14 protein-coding genes are annotated in these 17,214 nt (G+C 41.2%); 5 read left to right on the plus strand and 9 right to left on the minus strand.

Annotated elements, in window-relative coordinates:
- Positions 1–258 precede the first annotated feature (258 nt).
- On the plus strand, positions 259–489 hold the full coding sequence (locus tag RDV52_RS09980; protein WP_004365695.1) for a hypothetical protein: 231 nt from the start codon (positions 259–261) through the stop codon (positions 487–489).
- Positions 490–709: 220 nt separating this feature from the next.
- Here RDV52_RS09980 and RDV52_RS09985 read toward each other — a convergent pair whose 3' ends face one another.
- The 8 genes from RDV52_RS09985 to RDV52_RS10020 form a co-directional block, all read right to left on the minus strand.
- Positions 710–1,330, minus strand: a complete 621-nt coding sequence (locus RDV52_RS09985; RefSeq protein ID WP_040556735.1) for a DUF4738 domain-containing protein — start codon at positions 1,328–1,330, stop codon at positions 710–712.
- Positions 1,331–1,405: 75 nt separating this feature from the next.
- On the minus strand, positions 1,406–2,608 hold the full coding sequence (locus tag RDV52_RS09990) for a toxin-antitoxin system YwqK family antitoxin (RefSeq protein ID WP_004365691.1): 1,203 nt from the start codon (positions 2,606–2,608) through the stop codon (positions 1,406–1,408).
- A 99-nt stretch (positions 2,609–2,707) separates the two neighbouring features.
- Positions 2,708–3,619 (minus strand): DMT family transporter, encoded by a 912-nt coding sequence (locus tag RDV52_RS09995; protein ID WP_004365689.1) that lies wholly within the window; start codon positions 3,617–3,619, stop codon positions 2,708–2,710.
- Between the two features lie 128 nt (positions 3,620–3,747).
- Positions 3,748–4,752, minus strand: coding sequence for a hypothetical protein (locus RDV52_RS10000; protein ID WP_004365687.1), 1,005 nt, complete (start codon positions 4,750–4,752; stop codon positions 3,748–3,750).
- Positions 4,753–4,768: 16 nt separating this feature from the next.
- Positions 4,769–5,782 carry a branched-chain amino acid aminotransferase gene (locus RDV52_RS10005; RefSeq protein ID WP_004365685.1) on the minus strand — a complete coding sequence of 338 codons (1,014 nt, stop codon included), beginning with the start codon at positions 5,780–5,782 and terminating at the stop codon, positions 4,769–4,771.
- A gap of 105 nt (positions 5,783–5,887) precedes the next feature.
- Positions 5,888–6,067, minus strand: coding sequence for an exodeoxyribonuclease VII small subunit (gene xseB / locus RDV52_RS10010; RefSeq protein WP_004365683.1), 180 nt, complete (start codon positions 6,065–6,067; stop codon positions 5,888–5,890).
- A 17-nt stretch (positions 6,068–6,084) separates the two neighbouring features.
- Entirely contained in the window at positions 6,085–7,383 is a 1,299-nt protein-coding gene (gene xseA / locus RDV52_RS10015; protein ID WP_004365682.1) for an exodeoxyribonuclease VII large subunit, read from the minus strand.
- A 617-nt stretch (positions 7,384–8,000) separates the two neighbouring features.
- Positions 8,001–9,971, minus strand: a complete 1,971-nt coding sequence (locus RDV52_RS10020) for an LTA synthase family protein (RefSeq protein WP_004365681.1) — start codon at positions 9,969–9,971, stop codon at positions 8,001–8,003.
- A gap of 224 nt (positions 9,972–10,195) precedes the next feature.
- Between RDV52_RS10020 and dapA the strand changes: the two genes are divergently transcribed.
- A complete protein-coding gene (gene dapA, locus RDV52_RS10025; protein WP_004365680.1) occupies positions 10,196–11,083 on the plus strand; it encodes a 4-hydroxy-tetrahydrodipicolinate synthase in 888 nt (295 codons plus the stop codon).
- Positions 11,084–11,143: 60 nt separating this feature from the next.
- Here dapA and RDV52_RS10030 read toward each other — a convergent pair whose 3' ends face one another.
- Positions 11,144–12,193, minus strand: coding sequence for an asparaginase (locus RDV52_RS10030; protein ID WP_004365679.1), 1,050 nt, complete (start codon positions 12,191–12,193; stop codon positions 11,144–11,146).
- A gap of 390 nt (positions 12,194–12,583) precedes the next feature.
- Here RDV52_RS10030 and RDV52_RS10035 point away from each other — a divergent pair, with 390 nt between their 5' ends.
- From RDV52_RS10035 to RDV52_RS10045, 3 genes are all read left to right on the plus strand, one after another.
- Entirely contained in the window at positions 12,584–13,360 is a 777-nt protein-coding gene (locus RDV52_RS10035; protein WP_004363056.1) for a polysaccharide biosynthesis/export family protein, read from the plus strand.
- A 74-nt stretch (positions 13,361–13,434) separates the two neighbouring features.
- Positions 13,435–15,282, plus strand: coding sequence for a glutamine--fructose-6-phosphate transaminase (isomerizing) (glmS, locus tag RDV52_RS10040; protein ID WP_004365678.1), 1,848 nt, complete (start codon positions 13,435–13,437; stop codon positions 15,280–15,282).
- 26 nt (positions 15,283–15,308) lie between these two features.
- Positions 15,309–17,198 (plus strand): amidophosphoribosyltransferase, encoded by a 1,890-nt coding sequence (locus RDV52_RS10045; RefSeq protein ID WP_004365677.1) that lies wholly within the window; start codon positions 15,309–15,311, stop codon positions 17,196–17,198.
- Positions 17,199–17,214: the final 16 nt, after the last annotated feature.

Here is a 17,214-nt window from a genome sequence, read left to right on the forward strand (position 1 = left end):
CGAATATACTTATTTTTCAGAAGATATATATCTTCCAGGAAAAAGGTATATACTTTTCAGGCAAAAACATTATACTTTTCATACAAAAAGTATATACTTTCTTGGTAAAAAGTATATACTTTTTTCTGAAAGAAATAATGTTCTTGTATATATCTGATATTCAATTAATTATACTTTCTCCCACAATCAGGGAAAACGCATTATAATTTCTTCCTGTTCATAATCTCTTTCCTTTTATAATTGCTACCTTTGTATGCTATGAGTATAGCAGAACAAAAACACAGCAGAGAGCAGTTAGTCATCATTTCCGGTGAGATAGCCCGCCACGACACCCGTATGGAGCGTTGCAGGATACATGATGCACAGACCATCTTTCAGGGAAATGATGGAAAAGGTAAGCAAAAAGAAAGACTTATAATGTGTTTTCCCTGTACTGAGGTTTATAATAAAGGTACGATGGTTTCGAAAAGAAAGAATATCAGCATTTAAAAATGTAACCTATTTTCATGACACAGACAGCTTGTAACCGGGTAAGGAATGCTATGAAGAATATACCATATTTACATGCAAAGTGCATTCCCTCACTTTAGCACCATTGCTAAAAGAACTTAGCACCGATGCCGGACAATCCGGGCAACGGTGCTAAACCAATTGACTTTTGTATATCTATGGATAGACAAACCTGACGTTATGGTTCCGCATGCTGGTTCTACATACCTTCCTCTTCTGCCATTTCCAGTTCTGTCTTGGGTTTTCCTTGTGGTTGTTTTTCTGCATCGTCGCCTTCGGTATCCAGCTGAACTGACGACGTTATCTTTACTGCGCCCAAGTTGTTTATGGCTACATCAATCGGAATAAACTCGTCGCTGTTAGGGTCGGGCGAACCTACGCTGGCACCAAACTTTAGGTTGTTGCCTTCAACCTTATCGAACATAAAGCCTATGAAAGCACCTTCCCTGCCATATTTGTTGTCGGTGAACTGCCTGAAATCGCCTTTCTGGAACGTGCGCTTAAAGAATTCTGTCCCATCGGCACGTGTAATCACGACCTCGACCTTATTGTCGTAGTACTTCTTTCCATCACTGTCGGTAACCATGGGAAGCCCCTTGTCGGCACGACGCTTAATAACGATCGTATAAGAATTGCCCAGCCATTCCACCTGTTTCTTATATTCGAAATCAGAAAGCTGTTGCGGTTCGTGCGACGACACTGTTTGTGGCCTTATCTTGGTTATGATGTTATCCGTCTTTTTTTCTTTCTTACAAGAGGTTGCAGACATCAAGAGTAGTCCGCACAATAAAAGCAACGATGTGTTTCTTATAATTTTCATCTGACAAATATTATATATGTGTGCATGCAAAAGTAGTGATTTTTCTGAAATCAACCAAACAGCACACAAGTTAATCTATTTTGTATCAAGCGTTATATGGTACAAGTTTGCATACGCCCCGTCCAAGTGTGCAAACGATACAACCACGGCAAAGCTGTCGCCCGCCTTATTGTGCATGGGGTGATCCAACACGAAATTGCCATTCATTGAACGGTAATCGCCTCCGCCAAGCAGTCTGTAGCCATACGAAAGAACCTCTCCGGCAAAGTTCAGCATCTCTTCTTCCGACCACGTATAGAGATTTACACGCTGTGCCGTGAAGCGATTGCCCATTCTTACGCCCCAGAACCCCATCTGCCGGGGCTGTTTTCCGGTAACTATGTCTTTGTTTGCATCCTCGTCGTACTGCATGTTATGGCTGTAGGTCAGTTCTTCCTGCGCTCCGTAACCTTTTATTACTTGAGCCAATGTCAGTCCGTACGAGGCTCCTATGCCATCGAAGAAATGCATCTCATTGGTGCGCAGGTCTCCACCTGCTAATAGTTCGTATAATGGTCCAAACCTAAACTGCTTGTCGTTGCGTGTTACATTGCTCTTCTCTGCCGAAGTTGCAGAAATATCTTCGGCAGGAGGATACCTCACGTTTCTTGCAAAGTCGGTTGTAGCCGTGTGTTCGGATTCAGCAGTCTGAGAGGATTTGGGATTTGTGGAACGGTATCTCTCCACAAAATCGTCTTTCCCCGTAGCCTTGTTTATGTATTTGTCGGTACCACCGGCATGTTCACTCACCCTTGTTCCATTCTTCCAAACCGCAGTATACTCCAGTTTCCCATGTTCTGAATAAGTGTACGTTGTTCCGTTCAGCACTCCGTTCGTATAGTTCAGCTTCATTCCTACATTTCCATTAGCAAAGAACGACACCGCCCTTCCGTTGGCTTTTCCATTGCTGTACGTCATTATAGATTCTATTCGTCCCGATTTATAGAACGTAAGCGCAATGCCTGTAAGTACCGTTTGCTTGTCATCTACTTTATTAATACTTATATAATGCTTTTCTGCATAGAGCTGCCCCGTAATGTAATAGTCGTAAAACACTTTCTGTCTCTGCCTGTCTACAGTCAGCACACGATAATAAGCAGCTTGCTTAGCCGAGCCTACACCCTTCCAGTTACGATTGTAGAAGATGGCATTCTTAGGAATACGGTATTTCACACGCTCTTGTGCCAATAGTGAAAAAGGCGACAACAGAATAACAAGAAATAAGAGAAATCGTTTCATAAACTCTTTATATTTGGTGTGCAAATATACAAAAGAAGTTGAAGACCACAGTTGCTTCACCCGTCTTTTTTCACCTTTCTATGCCTCCGTCCTATCTTATCAGATGTTCTTTGCCTTATTTACAACAAATACACCGACAAGAATAAGCGCACTGCCAGCATAGGCAATGGGTGTCATTCGCTCGTTCAGAACAAGTGCACTCGCTATTACTGTGGTTACGGGATTAAAGTAAATATAGTTAGAAGCACGCAATGCGCCTAATCGTGTAATGACCCACGCCCATGCAGCAAAGCATACAAACGATGCAACAACACCAAGATAAAACAGATTAAAACCAATTTCGGGTGTAAACAATTGTGCGAACGGAATCGTCCAAGGGTGCACGGCAAACACAGGCAGTATGGTTATCAGTCCGTAAAAAAACACTTTACGCGTGATAAAGAAGGGGGAATAATGCGATGCAAAGTTCTTCATTACCAACGAATAGATTGCCCAACTCGTAGCTGCAGCCAATGCAAGAAGATCGCCCAAAGGGTCGAGATGCAGTACAAAATGACCATTAAATATAACAAGAGCCACACCCAACAAAGCAAGCACAGAACCTATGGCAAGTGGAAGACTCGCCTTTACGCTCTTAAGGAGCAACAAAGCCAAAATAACCGTAACCAACGGAGTGGTGCAAACAATGAAACTAACGTCGTTTGCAACGGTTAGCTTTAAGGCATAGTTCTCTGTAAGGAAGTAAAGCGAACTGCCAAAGATGCCCAATAGCAGCACTACGAGTTCGTCTTTCAGTGTATCACAAAACAGTTTCTTGGGCGAAATGAACCATATACATATATAACCCAACAAGGTTCGTAACACGTATATTTCTTCAGGAAGTAATCCTCGGTCTATCAATACACGTGTATTAACAAACGTTCCTCCCCATATCATTACTACCATCAATGCTACAATGTGAGCGAGCAATCCGCTCGGCTTAACACTATTAGAGATTTCGTTGTTATTCATAGGTGCAAAGATACACAGATTTTGTTAATGATGGTGGTTAATGTGCAAGATATAATTGAGCACACAACTATATATAGAGTATAAACACTATGCGTGCTATATATAAAAATAATACTTTAAAAACATTATTAATTTCGTTTCAATACAATGTGTGCTGTACTTTTCAATTCGCTTGGTCTAACATTCACGCTGTCGGTTAAATCTTTTACCCACGAATCAGCTGCAAAGTTAAGTGTTCTATGACGCTGAATGAAGTACAAGGCAGACTTATTCTCAGCAGTTGCAGAATTTAAAGAGTGAGCTTGCAAGGTCGTGTTATCGTTCTTAATAGTAGCTTTCCCACCGGAAGTAGCAATCGAATCATCTTTCATTTCAATCGGTCCACTATAATCGTAACGCTCTCGTGCCGTTTCTATATCAACCTCTATATACAATGTTTTATCGTCAGATACGTGAGCAGAACCATTCATTCTACAATATTTATCGACGTTTTCTTGTGTCGTTTCAGAGTGTTTCATCGTCTTAAATTCGAACACTGGCATTGCGTAAGGTTGCCAATAAGCTTTAAGCCACGCATCAAGACCAGGACAAAAGCCCAAGAAGACAGCTTTAATCATCTTCGTTGGAAAATGTTTTATCTCTTCTGCAAACATTTCCTTGGTAACTTTCTTATTAGGAAACTGCGATTTTAGGAAGTCGTAAAAGTTCAATAACAAGTCTGTTTGGTTTACCAATATCCATTGTCGTGTCCCCCACTCTACCTTTATAACAGGCTTTATGCGCTGGAAAGTCTGCTGAATCTGTTCTACAAGCAACTTGTCTTCCTCAACTGTAAAACTCTTTGGTATTGCTACCTTCGTTATATTGAGTTCGAGAGTAGTGTTGTTTTCATCTGTTTCCAATACTTTCAAACTGAAGTCATTGCTCAACTCGTCATCGAAAGACTGAAGTGGGAACATAAAAGACACATCGTTGAACAGCCAATCATCTTTATAATGCCAGTCTAAGTTAGCCACATAACTATAAGAAGCACTTTGCCCGACAACGAATTGCGGGCAATAGTACTGCTTATTTTGCGCCGTAGATACAAGTGCTATAAGAGAAAGCAAGACGAAAGACAATAACTTTTTCATCTAAAAGACTTTTATCTTACATCACTTCCATTGTCCAGTTGTGCGTATCCTCTATGGTTCCATATTGTATTCCACGCAGTGTTTCGTATAATTTCACTGACCATGGACCTGGCTTATCGCCGAAGTTGTAAGTCTTTCCTTTCTCCAAATCGTCCAAACGAGAGATTGGCGAGATGACCGCTGCTGTGCCACAAGCTCCCGCTTCCTCGAAAGTAGCAAGTTCTTCTGCAGATATTGGGCGACGCTCTACAGTCATTCCAAGGTCTTCGGCTATCTGCATCAAGCTCTTATTCGTAATAGATGGCAATATGGAAGTAGACTCCGGAGTGACGTAAGTGTTATTCTTGATACCAAAGAAGTTGGCAGCACCGCATTCGTCCACATACTTCTTCTCCTTGCAATCAAGGTAAAACTCAGAAGCATATCCCTTTTCGTGAGCTATCTGGTTAGCTTTTAAAGAAGCTGCATAGTTTCCTCCTACTTTGTAAGTACCGGTTCCCAATGGAGCTGCACGGTCAAAATTACGCATAATTACATACGGATTTGTAGAGAAACCACCTTTAAAATAAGGACCAACCGGAGTTACAAATATCAACAGTAGGTACTCTTCTGCAGGTCGGACACCCACTTGTGCACCCGTACCAATGAGCAATGGACGAATATAAAGCGTAGCACCGCTCTCGTAAGTAGGTATGTATTCCTGATTTAAGCGTACAACTTTCTTCACCATTTCTATAAAAAGACTTGTTGGTGGCTCTGGCATTACAATACCACGACATGTGCGTTGCAACCTGGCAGCATTCTCTTCTGGACGGAACACACGTACTTTTCCATCAGAACAGCGATATGCCTTTAGTCCTTCGAAAGCTTCCTGACCATAGTGCAAACACGTTGCAGCCATATGTATATTTATGTTTTCGTCGGAAGATACTTCTATTTCTCCCCACTTACCATCACGATAGTAACACCGAACATTGTAGTCGGTTTTCTGGTAACCAAACGAAAGGTTTTCCCAATCTATTTTCTTCATAATCTTAAACTTTGTGCCTCGTTCCTGTTCTCCATATCAGCGAACAACAAGAACTTGGCGGTTAGTAATTGTCCATTGCCTTTATTTGTTGTTTAAGTTTCTCTGTTATTCCGTTTCGAGTAACTTCTTTATTTCTTCATCAGTATGTGCCAGTTTGTCCTTGCACACTTTTATTAACCCCTGAGCTTTCTTTAACTCGCTTGCCAACGTATCAATATTCATGTCGCCACGTTCCATTTTCCCAACAATGGCTTCCAGTTTTGCAAGTGCTTCTTCGTATTTCATACTTTATTCGTAATTGTTTATTTCTTCACTACCGACGTTATTGTGCCAGTTTCAAGGCGTGTCGTAATTTCGTCGCCTACTCTTAGCTCGTTTATATTGCGCAACACATGACCGTCTTTATAGGTTAAGCTATAACCTAAATGCAACATTCGTTCGGGGTTTACAGCCTCGATGCGTTGCGACAGCAGTTGTAGCCGATGCTGTTCTGCCATAAATTTATTCGTTACAGCTGGTATAATTTTATTAGAAAACAACTCTATATTCATTCGGCATTGCTGCAAGTACAACATAGTACGTTGCAAAAGCGCATGCCAATAGTTGTCCAATCGTGCATCTTCTCTATTCTTGACCATTGAGAAGAGTATGGGAATACGCGCAGACAGCTGTTGCAAATGCAATTTTTCATGCTGAATTGTATGTTCCACAATGTGCTGAATAGATGTTTGCGCCTGCTCTATACGATGCAATGTAGTATCCAGATGGTCTATTAAAAAAGCTGCAGCAGCTGTTGGGGTCTTAACTCTTGTATGTGCCACCATATCAAGAATGCTCTCGTCGCGTTCGTGTCCGATGCCTGTTATGATAGGTAAAGGAAAGTTTGCCACATTCTCTGCCAATACCAACGTATCGAAACCGCTAAGGTCGGCAGTAGCTCCGCCACCACGAATGATGACCACGCAGTCGAATTCGTCTTCTCGTTCGTTTATTTCGTTCAACGCCGCAACAATGCTTTGCTCCACTTGTTCGCCCTGCATAATTGCTCCGAAGAGTTCCGTCTGAAAGCTAAATCCATACTCATTGCCGTACAACTGGTTGCAAAAGTCGCCATATCCTGCTGCCGAAGCTGAAGAAATAACGGCGATGCGCTGTGCAAACAAAGGCAGGTGCAGCTCTCTCTGCAGGTCGAACACGCCTTCTGCCTTCAGCTGCGCGATGATTTCGTGCCGCTTGCGTGCCATATCGCCCATTGTATATTCGGGATTAATATCGTCTACTATCCACGAAAAGCCATACTGCGCATGAAACTGAGCGTGCACTTGCACCATTATCTGCAAGCCTGCACGAAGCTGTACGCCTGCGACACGTTCGAAATGAGGTCCTATCATCAACCAGGAAGAACGCCAACACTTGGCAGAAGCACGTGCTATGGGTATATTGGTACTTTCGTCTTTCTCTATCAGTTCCAAGTAAAGATGCCCCCTGCTCTCTCTTGCTTCCGAAACCTCAGCTTCGACCCAGTATGATTGTGGCATAGCAACGTTGATGAGTTCGGCAACCAAAGAGTTGAGTTCGTATAGCGTTAGCGCTTTTTTCATAATGTGTATAGTCCTTTCATTCGCAAAGATAAGAATAAAATTAGAATAAAACTACAATGGTATTAAAAATCTTTTATTTTTCCAACACGGTCTTCAGTCCATGATGACGGAAAGCGATAAAAACATTCTCGTTTTACTGTAGCAACCCCGCACGCTTAACACAGCCTATTTACACAGCAACCACAAAAGGGCTTCCAAGTAACGGAAACTAAATGGGAACTATCTATTTTATGAACGAAAAGAGAGAAATATGCCTGTAAATATTTTTTACAAACGTAACTGTTACGTAATCATCTCATCGTCAGCGCATTCCAAAACCTATTGTTCTGCATTCCAAAAGCGGCTCTTTTGCATGGTAAAAACGTAGGTTTTACAGCGCAAAAGAGCCGCTTTCGCAATGTCAAAACGTAGTTGTCACTTTTTAACAATGTTATCTTTACAAAATTGTAGCGTAAATATAGGGGGACGATTCTTTGCCTTCATCATATTTAGGCTGCTTCTTCTTTTGTTTGGGAACGTGATAAATCACACCCCTACCTGCCATTCTGCATTATATTTTTCCTTAATAAACAGCAACTACCCCATAGTTTGTATTCATAGAAACCAAGCCAATGGCATTAGCATTTCGCAAAGGTTTGCTGGAAAAACACGATGCGAAGAAGGTTGCGGGCATTTACAATGCGCTGGGCCTGTGCCTGATAGGCAGGACAAGCAAGCAGCTGTTCCACGTTGGCACTGTAATACGTGCTGTCTGCAACACCCTCTTTTAGCAGGTTGTTGCCCAAGCACATATATTTCGTATTGCGGAAAGCAAAGGGTGCAAGCGTAGCCAATATGTCGTCGTGGCTTCCCCAACGATTGGTCATGCTACGATAGCTTTCTTTACGAAGATAAGGTGGCAGGTAGATATAGAGCGGCACAGAACGCTCCCAACGCTTGTCTACCTGTGTGTAATCGAGAATAGAACGCACGTTATGGTCGCCCGATATGATGACAATGGTGTTTTCAGCAGCCTTCGATTGCTTGAATTTATCGAGGAAGTCGCCCAAGGTTTTATTGGCATAACGAAAGCCGGTGATATACTTTTGCAACACTTCGTGGTTCTTTTCAGCAAAGCACTCATTATTATAATAGTCGTCTGGCACTGCCTTCAGCTGCACATCTTTGGGAAATTCAAACGGCGGGTGGTTGGTTGTAGTCATACACAGCAGCATTTGCGGCTTAGCTGTATGCTGGTCTAACCGTTCCTGTATGCTGCGGAAAAGATAATGGTCGAACACTCCGATGCTGTTATACTCGTATTCAGGGTGCTGCTCTTTCAGTGTGAACTTACCCGTAACTTTCGTGAAGTGTTGGTATTTCAGTGCTTCGGCACAGTTTTCCCACGCTACGTCCATACCCGAAATAAACTCTGTGGTGTAGCCACTTTCGTTAAAAGGCAACGCTACCGACGACGGCAAGCAATGGAAACGATAGGGCGATGAGAAGAAACGAGGAAACGGAACACTGCTCACGATGTTCTCAATGGAAGCGATTGTGCCGTTGCCTACCGACTGGAAATTGCGAAAGAGCAAATCTTCTTTTAAATGGCGGCGCATTCCAAGCAGCATATCGCAGCGGCGACTGTCTAAATTCATCAGGTAGTTGCTCCAACTTTCCTCATAGATTATCAGCACATTGGGCTGTTTGTGCTTCATCGTATCGGGCACAGTGCGGAACAATGCCGTGCGCAGGGCAGCCAAAGTGTCGCCCTGCAAACGTATCGTATCCGAGTTTGTGTAAACGTTTATGGCCTCTTGCAGCGACTTGAACTTATATTCGGAGAGCAAACTCTCGATGCTACGAAAGGCAAAAGCATTTTTCTTTTCCTTCACAGCCTTCTTCAACATATAGGCGGCGTTGGGCACAAGGTCGTTAATCTGCTTACTGCTCGAGACAAACGAGTCTTCTACCTGCAAGGGGAAACGCCATACCGACCCACGAAGGCATACCACTTCGGCAACTAAAAACAGAACGATGAGGACGATGGTTTTGCGGTTTACTGCCAAACTTTCTTGCTTGTTTTCGCAGTTCAATGTACCTTTTGCAATCTTCCGGGCAAGTATATAGATGCCAAAACTCGCCAAGCCTACTATTGAAAGATAGAGTATGACGTGGTATTCTTCCCAAATGGTTTGCAGCAAACTCAACGGATTCTCATTGAAAAAGTCAAAGAAGGTAATGTTGATATGCGAATGGAAATTGCTGTAAAAGCCTATATCGACAAGCGCAAGTATGAGGAGGACGATTTCGAGCACCACATAATAAGTACTGATAAACCTCGACAACCAGCCTGCTACACTTCTGTTGCGCACAAAAAGGCATACCAAAATAACGAGAAAAGGCAGAATGGCAACGTATGCAGCTACTTGAAGATCGAAGCGCAATGCGTTGAAAGCTGCAAAAGGCAACGACTTGGCATACACTTCAAAAGTGGTAAAAGGCACAAAGCAGACAGCAAAAAGCAATCTGACAATGAAGAAAATACTCACTATAACAAGCGTATGTTTTAGTATTTCAGTTAGTTTTGCAGTAAAATAATTCATCATTTATAGCTTTCAGACTTTAAGAAATCGGGGGCAAAGATATTATTTTTCTATAAAACAGAAAAGAGAATAAAACAAAAAAGCAAATAATAAGATATAAAAACTTTGTGGATTGATGTTTATTTCTTATTTTTGCATAATATTAGAAGGACTACTTTATTTTATAAAGAAAATGTCCTCAAAATTTGATTGATTAGAACGGAAAAGCTTTTAAAGCCAATATTTATATGAAAAATATCTTTCACGGATTAGGAATAGCATTGGTAACACCATTCAAACAAAATGGAGAGATAGACTATGATGCATTAAAAAGACTGATAGAATATCAAATAGAAAATGGTGCTGACTTCTTTGCCATTCTGGCAACAACAGGTGAATGTCCCTGCTTATCCACCGAAGAGAAGAACGAACTCACCGAAACCATTATCTCGGTTGTAGACGGTCGTGTCCCCATATTAAAATATTGTGGTGGAAACAACACTGCTGCTGTCGTGGAAGAGATAAAACAAACCAACTGGAAAGGTATCGATGGCATTCTCAGTATCTGCCCTTACTATAACAAACCCAGCCAAGAAGGGTTATATCAACACTTTAAGGCAATAGCAAAAACCAGCCCACTGCCCATCGTATTGTATAATGTACCAGGACGCACTGGTGTAAATATGAAAGCGGAAACTACGGTAAGAATTGCCAACGACTTCCCAAACATCGTGGCAATAAAGGAAGCTGCTGGCAGTTTGGAACAGGTAGACGAGATAATAAAGAATAAACCGAAGCACTTCGAGGTGATTAGTGGCGACGACGCACTGACGTTTCCGATGATAGCCAGTGGTGCTGTCGGCGTGATTTCAGTCATCGGCAACGCACTGCCAAAAGAGTTTTCGCGTATGATTAGGTTGGAGTTTAACGGCGAATACGATGCCGCACGCATCATTCACCACCAATTCACAGAACTCTACAAGCTGCTCTTCGTAGACGGGAATCCAGCAGGCTGCAAGGCTTTGCTGAACGATATGGGAATGATAGAAAACGTGCTGCGACTGCCACTTGTGCCCACACGCATCGAAACAAAACAGAAAATGAACGATATACTAAAAAAGATGAGACTCAGTTAGGGAGTCTCATCTTTGTTTAAACGCCTAATATTCCATCCTTTTTGGTCCGTCTTTCTATCTCTAAATTAGAATAGAAGGAATTGTTATTTCGCCGGCTATAGACTTATTCATATATTCACGGACTTTAGTATGGTCGCCATACTTGGCTTGAAGCAGCATAAGTTTGGTTAGTGCAGCCTCTACCGTTGTATCATAACCACTGATAACACCCGCCTCTTTCAACTGATATCCCGTATCATAACGATTCATATCGGCTTGCCCACTGATACACTGACTTACATTCACAGTTACAACACCACGTTGCGTAGCTTCTTTCAATAACTTTACGAGCCAAGGAGCATGGGGCGCATTGCCACTACCATATGTCCGCATAATAATTCCGCGAAGTTCTGGAGCATCAAACGTATGACGAACAATATGCTCTTCAGCACCAGGAAATAAAGAAAGTACAAACACATTGCTATCCAATTTGAAGTGTGGTGTCATTGGCTTGCTGTAATCAGGCGTTAATATATGATGCGTCTGGAAGTTGAAACTTACTCCTGCCTCGCAGAGATGAGGGAAATTGAATGACTCAAAAGCATTCAATTCATCGGCATTCTGCTTTGTAGAACGGTTGCCACGCAGCAAGTGTCCGTTAAAATAAATACATACTTCGGGCACCATGGGCGTTCCATCATGATGGTGTGCCGCTGCCAATTCAAGACTTGTCATAAGGTTTTCCTTACCATCAGTGCGTAATTGCCCAATAGGAAGTTGTGAGCCGGTAAGTATAACAGGCTTAGTAAGGTTCTCAAGCATAAACGACAATGCAGATGCCGTATAAGCCATAGTGTCTGTACCGTGCAGAATAACAAATCCGTCGTAGTTGTCGTACTTATCAACGATTATTCTTACAATGTCTGCCCAGTTCTTCGGAGACATATTTGAAGAGTCGATGGCAGGAACAAATTGATAGGTGTCGATGGCTGTTGGAATCAGCTTAAATTCAGGTACATTATCAGCAAGGTGGTCGAAATCCAAAGGTTCTAAAGCACCTGTCGCAGGATTACAGCCCATTCCGATTGTTCCACCAGTATAGATTAACAAAACTTTTTCTGTTCTTTTCATGACTGTAGTATTATCTTTGTGGCAAAGATAGTAATTTATTTTTAGTAATAACCTACTAAACTTTATCTTTTTTTCACCTATATTTAATCCATTATAAAGCCTTTACTTACTATAAGCAGGTAAAAATAAAAAGGCATATAGCTTCGAGGTATTTGTAACGAAAGGATAACTACAAACTGATACTAGTATTTCTGATTACACAACATAATGACAGGAAAAGTTTTTTACGATTAGAAGTCATTTTGTTTACCTTGTTGCAAAAGTCAATTAAACTTTTGCCATTCTCAAAAATTAATAGTATTTTTGCATCATAATTACGGTGGAGAATTTATAATGGATAGAATAGACCACCTTGGTGACTGAGAAATAACGTTATCGCACTTATATTTTATGAAGAAATTACTTTTCACTATTGTGGTATGTGCCATGATTTTAATGATGGTAGGCTGCACTTCAAGCAAGCAAGTAGCTTACTGGCAGAACATTGACTCTATTAGTTTGGCTGCATCTAAAGGTTTATACGATGCCAAGATTATGCCCAAAGATGAATTAACCATTTTAGTTCAGACCACAGATCCTCTCTCTTCAGAGCCTTTTAATTTACGTTCGACATCACAGGCAAATAGCAAGAATCCTGTTACAACCTATTTGGTTGACAATGATGGTATGATTAGCTTTCCAATTATCGGCAAAATTCATGTTGCGGGGCTGACTAAAACAGAATGTGAAGACCTTATTAAAAGTAAAATTCAACCCTATTTAGCACGCACAGAAAACCCTCTTGTTTCCGTTAGAATGAGTAGTTTTCACATAACTGTGCTTGGAGAAGTGAACCGTCCGGGGGTTATTCCTGTATCAACCGAGAAGATTAGTGTTGTAGAAGCATTGGCAGAAGCAGGCGACATGACTGTCTACGGCAAACGAAATAATATTCTTCTGCTCAGAGAAGATAAGACTGGCGAGAAGCATAAGGTTCGCTTAAATATGAATGATGCAAATATTATAAACTCACCATATTACTATCTACAGCAGAACGATGTTATTTATGTTGAACCACATAAGGTTAAGGCAAGAAATACGTTCTTCGGTAGTAACACAAGCATATTCTATTCCATTATAGGAATCACATCATCACTTGTAACACTATTAGTTACAATCTTAAGATAAACGTCATTATATAGAAGAAACAAAAAGTTTAAAGATAAAACAAGTATAAAAAGAAAAAGGACAATATATATATTATGTGTGGAATTGTTGGATATTTAGGTACAAAAAGACAAGCTTATCCAGTCCTAATAAAGGGACTCAAACGACTTGAATATAGAGGTTATGACAGTGCAGGCGTTGCACTTATCAATAGCAACAACGAATTGAATGTATATAAAGCAAAAGGCAAAGTAAGCGAACTAGAGGCGCTTTGTACCGATAAAAATACAGAAGGTACTATTGGTATAGCACATACTCGATGGGCAACACATGGGGAGCCATCTTCAACAAATGCACACCCACACTACTCTGAATCGAGAAATTTAGCCATAATACATAATGGTATCATCGAAAATTATGCAGAAATAAAGAAGAAACTTCAAAGTAAAGGTATCCATTTTGTCTCTGATACTGACACGGAAGTATTAGTACAGTTGGTAGAATACGTTCAATCAAGAAAGAAGTTAGATTTACTTACAGCAGTTCAGGTAGCTCTCCATCAAGTAATAGGAGCTTACGCAATTGCAATTCTTGATAAACGACACCCCGACACAATTATTGCTGCAAGAAAGCAGAGTCCACTCGTTGTTGGAATTGGCGATAATGAATTTTTCTTAGGCTCGGATGCAAGTCCTATTATAGAATATACAGACAAGGTTGTTTACCTCGAAGACGAGAATATAGCAGTAATGAAATTGGGTGAAGAATTAAAGATTGTAAATATCCAGAACGAATCTTTAGCACCCGTAATAAAAAAAGTGGATATTAATCTTGGACAAATCGAGAAAGGCGGTTATCCACATTTTATGCTCAAAGAGATATTCGAACAACCTGATTGTCTGATTAACTGTATGCGAGGTCGTATCAATGTTGATAATGACAATGTTACATTAAGCGCCATTATCGATCACCGTCAACGCCTATTAAACGCAAAGCGCATAATTATTGTTGCATGCGGAACAAGCTGGCATGCAGGTCTTATTGGTAAACAACTACTCGAAACCTTCTGTCGAATACCTGTAAACGTAGAATACGCCAGTGAATTCCGTTACAGAAACCCAGTGGTCTCCGCTGATGATGTAGTAATTGCATTATCACAAAGTGGCGAAACGGCAGATACGCTTGCAGCTATAGAGTTGGCAAAAGAACACGGAGCATTCATCTATGGAATATGTAATGCCATTGGCTCAAGTATTCCACGAGCAACTCATACTGGTACTTATATTCACGTAGGGCCTGAAATTGGTGTAGCCTCAACAAAAGCTTTCACTGGTCAGGTTACTGTTCTTACAATGCTTGCACTCACCTTAGCCGAAGCAAAAGGAACTATTAAGCACGACGAATATGTCAGAGTGGTAGAAGAATTGGCGAAAATCCCGAAGAAAATTAGGGAGATATTAAAGTCAAATGAAGCCATTGCAGACTTGGCACGAACATTTACCTATGCACAGAATTTCCTTTATTTAGGTCGTGGTTTCAGCTATCCTGTCGCACTGGAAGGTGCTCTAAAGCTGAAAGAAATTTCATACATACACGCTGAAGGCTATCCTGCTGCAGAAATGAAACATGGTCCCATTGCTTTGATAGACTCTGATATGCCTGTCGTTGTTATAGCAACACACAACTCTATGTATGAAAAAGTACGTAGTAACATACAAGAAATTAAGGCTCGTAACGGTCGTGTAATAGCATTGGTATCAAAGGGCGACAAAACGGTTTCGCAGATAGCAGATGCCGTCATCGAACTTCCCGACACAATGGACTGCTTAGAACCACTTGTAGCTACAATACCATTACAATTATTAGCTTATCATGTAGCTGTATGTAAAGGTAAAGATGTGGATCAACCACGAAATTTGGCAAAATCAGTAACGGTAGAGTAATATTTAAAGAGAAAAGACCTTAGTAAATGGAAAAAGACATACATGAAGACTGTGGTGTGGCAATGTTAAGACTGCTAAAGCCACTAAGTTACTTTAAAGAGAAGTACGGAACTTGGATGTACGGCTTGAATAAGATGTATCTTATGATGGAAAAGCAGCACAACCGAGGACAAGAAGGTGCTGGTATAGCAAGTGTCAAGCTTGAAACACAGCCTGGAAACGAATATATGTTCCGAGAACGAGCCGAAGGAAAGAATGCCGTTACAGAAATTTTTGCCAATATTCATAAGCAATACAAAGACTACACCGATGCAGAAATTGCTGACGTAGATTTTGCACAAAGGCATTTACCTTTCGCAGGCGAACTTTATATGGGACATTTGCGTTACTCTACCACTGGAAAAAGTGGCTTATCGTATGTTCACCCATTTTTAAGGAGAAACAACTGGAGGGCTAAAAACCTTTCGTTTTGTGGCAATTTCAATATGACCAACCTCAGTGAGATATTCGAACATCTCACTGACTACGGTCAATGCCCACGCAAATACAGCGATACCTATTTGCTTCTTGAGTTCATGGGACATCGCTTAGACCGTGAAGTAGAGCGCAATTTCCGCGATGCGAAAGCACTTGGATTAGAGAAATTCGATATTACGCACTACATCGAAGACCATGTAGAGATGAAGAATGTCCTACAAACCACAATGCAATACTTCGACGGAGGTTATGTAATATGTGGTATTACAGGGTCCGGAGAGATGTGCGCCATGCGTGACCCTTGGGGCATTCGTCCTGCTTTTTTCTATATGAATGATGAATATATGGCATTAGCGAGCGAGCGTCCAGTTCTTCAAACTACATTCGATTTAGACTGTGAGGACATAAAAGAATTATTACCGGGGCAAGCATTAATTGTAAACAAACGCGGTGAAAGTTCATTACATCAAATATTAGAATCCAACAAGAATTCTGCCTGTTCATTCGAACGCATATATTTCTCGCGCGGTTCCGATCGAGATATATATAAGGAACGTAAGAAATTAGGCGAACAACTTACTGAAAAGGTATTGAAATCGATTGACAATGATACCAACCACACTGTAATTTCTTTTATTCCAAACACTGCTGAAGTAGCTTTCTACGGATTACTACAAGGTTTTGAGAAGTGGTTGAACACTAAAAAAGCAGAAGAAATAAAGGCTTTAGGAAGTAATGCAACCGATGTTGAAATAGAGAAAATATTAAGTCAGTCTACCCGTTCCGAGAAAGTAGCATGGAAAGACATTAAGCTACGCACCTTCATTACCGAAAGCAATTCACGCAACGACTTAGCTTCACACGTCTACGACATAAGCTACGAGAGCATTACGCCCAACGAAGACAACCTCGTTATCATTGACGACTCCATCGTTCGTGGCACTACATTGAAAGAAAGTATCTTGCGAATACTTGACAGACTTTACCCAAAGAAGATTATTATCGTATCGAGTGCCCCACAAATCCGCTATCCTGACTACTATGGCATTGACATGCCACGCTTAGAAGAGTTTTGCGTATTCGATGCAACTATCGAGCTGATTAAGGAACGCAATATGGAATCGCTCCTTACCGAAGTCTACGAGGCTTGTAAAAAGGAAGTTGCCAAAGGAAAAGGCGAAACCATCAACAATGCTGTCTGCAAGGTTTACGCACCATTTACAGTAGAAGAAATCAATAAAAAGATAGTGGAAATGTTGCGTCCGAAAGGTATGACCACTCCCGTAGAACTTGTTTATCAAAGCATCGAAGGCTTGCACGAAGCCATTCCAAACCACAAAGGCGACTGGTACTTTACGGGAAACTTCCCTACTCCTGGCGGAATGCGCCTTGTAAACCAAGCATTCATAAACTTCTACGAACAAGTTTATCACAAGTAAATCAGCTAACATAAAA

The sequence above is a fragment of the Prevotella nigrescens genome, from assembly GCF_031191185.1.
Lineage (GTDB): Bacteria > Bacteroidota > Bacteroidia > Bacteroidales > Bacteroidaceae > Prevotella > Prevotella nigrescens.

Coding starts and splice junctions, on each gene's coding strand:
- glmS (WP_004365678.1), top strand. CDS start 13,435: ATGTGTGGAATTGTTGGATATTTAGGTACAAAAAGACAAGCTTATCCA.
- RDV52_RS10005 (WP_004365685.1), bottom strand. CDS start 5,782: ATGAAGAAAATAGATTGGGAAAACCTTTCGTTTGGTTACCAGAAAACC.
- dapA (WP_004365680.1), top strand. CDS start 10,196: ATGAAAAATATCTTTCACGGATTAGGAATAGCATTGGTAACACCATTC.
- RDV52_RS10000 (WP_004365687.1), bottom strand. CDS start 4,752: ATGAAAAAGTTATTGTCTTTCGTCTTGCTTTCTCTTATAGCACTTGTA.
- RDV52_RS10030 (WP_004365679.1), bottom strand. CDS start 12,193: ATGAAAAGAACAGAAAAAGTTTTGTTAATCTATACTGGTGGAACAATC.
- RDV52_RS09990 (WP_004365691.1), bottom strand. CDS start 2,608: ATGAAACGATTTCTCTTATTTCTTGTTATTCTGTTGTCGCCTTTTTCA.
- RDV52_RS10045 (WP_004365677.1), top strand. CDS start 15,309: ATGGAAAAAGACATACATGAAGACTGTGGTGTGGCAATGTTAAGACTG.
- RDV52_RS09980 (WP_004365695.1), top strand. CDS start 259: ATGAGTATAGCAGAACAAAAACACAGCAGAGAGCAGTTAGTCATCATT.
- RDV52_RS10035 (WP_004363056.1), top strand. CDS start 12,584: ATGAAGAAATTACTTTTCACTATTGTGGTATGTGCCATGATTTTAATG.
- RDV52_RS09995 (WP_004365689.1), bottom strand. CDS start 3,619: ATGAATAACAACGAAATCTCTAATAGTGTTAAGCCGAGCGGATTGCTC.
- xseB (WP_004365683.1), bottom strand. CDS start 6,067: ATGAAATACGAAGAAGCACTTGCAAAACTGGAAGCCATTGTTGGGAAA.
- xseA (WP_004365682.1), bottom strand. CDS start 7,383: ATGAAAAAAGCGCTAACGCTATACGAACTCAACTCTTTGGTTGCCGAA.
- RDV52_RS10020 (WP_004365681.1), bottom strand. CDS start 9,971: ATGATGAATTATTTTACTGCAAAACTAACTGAAATACTAAAACATACG.
- RDV52_RS09985 (WP_040556735.1), bottom strand. CDS start 1,330: ATGAAAATTATAAGAAACACATCGTTGCTTTTATTGTGCGGACTACTC.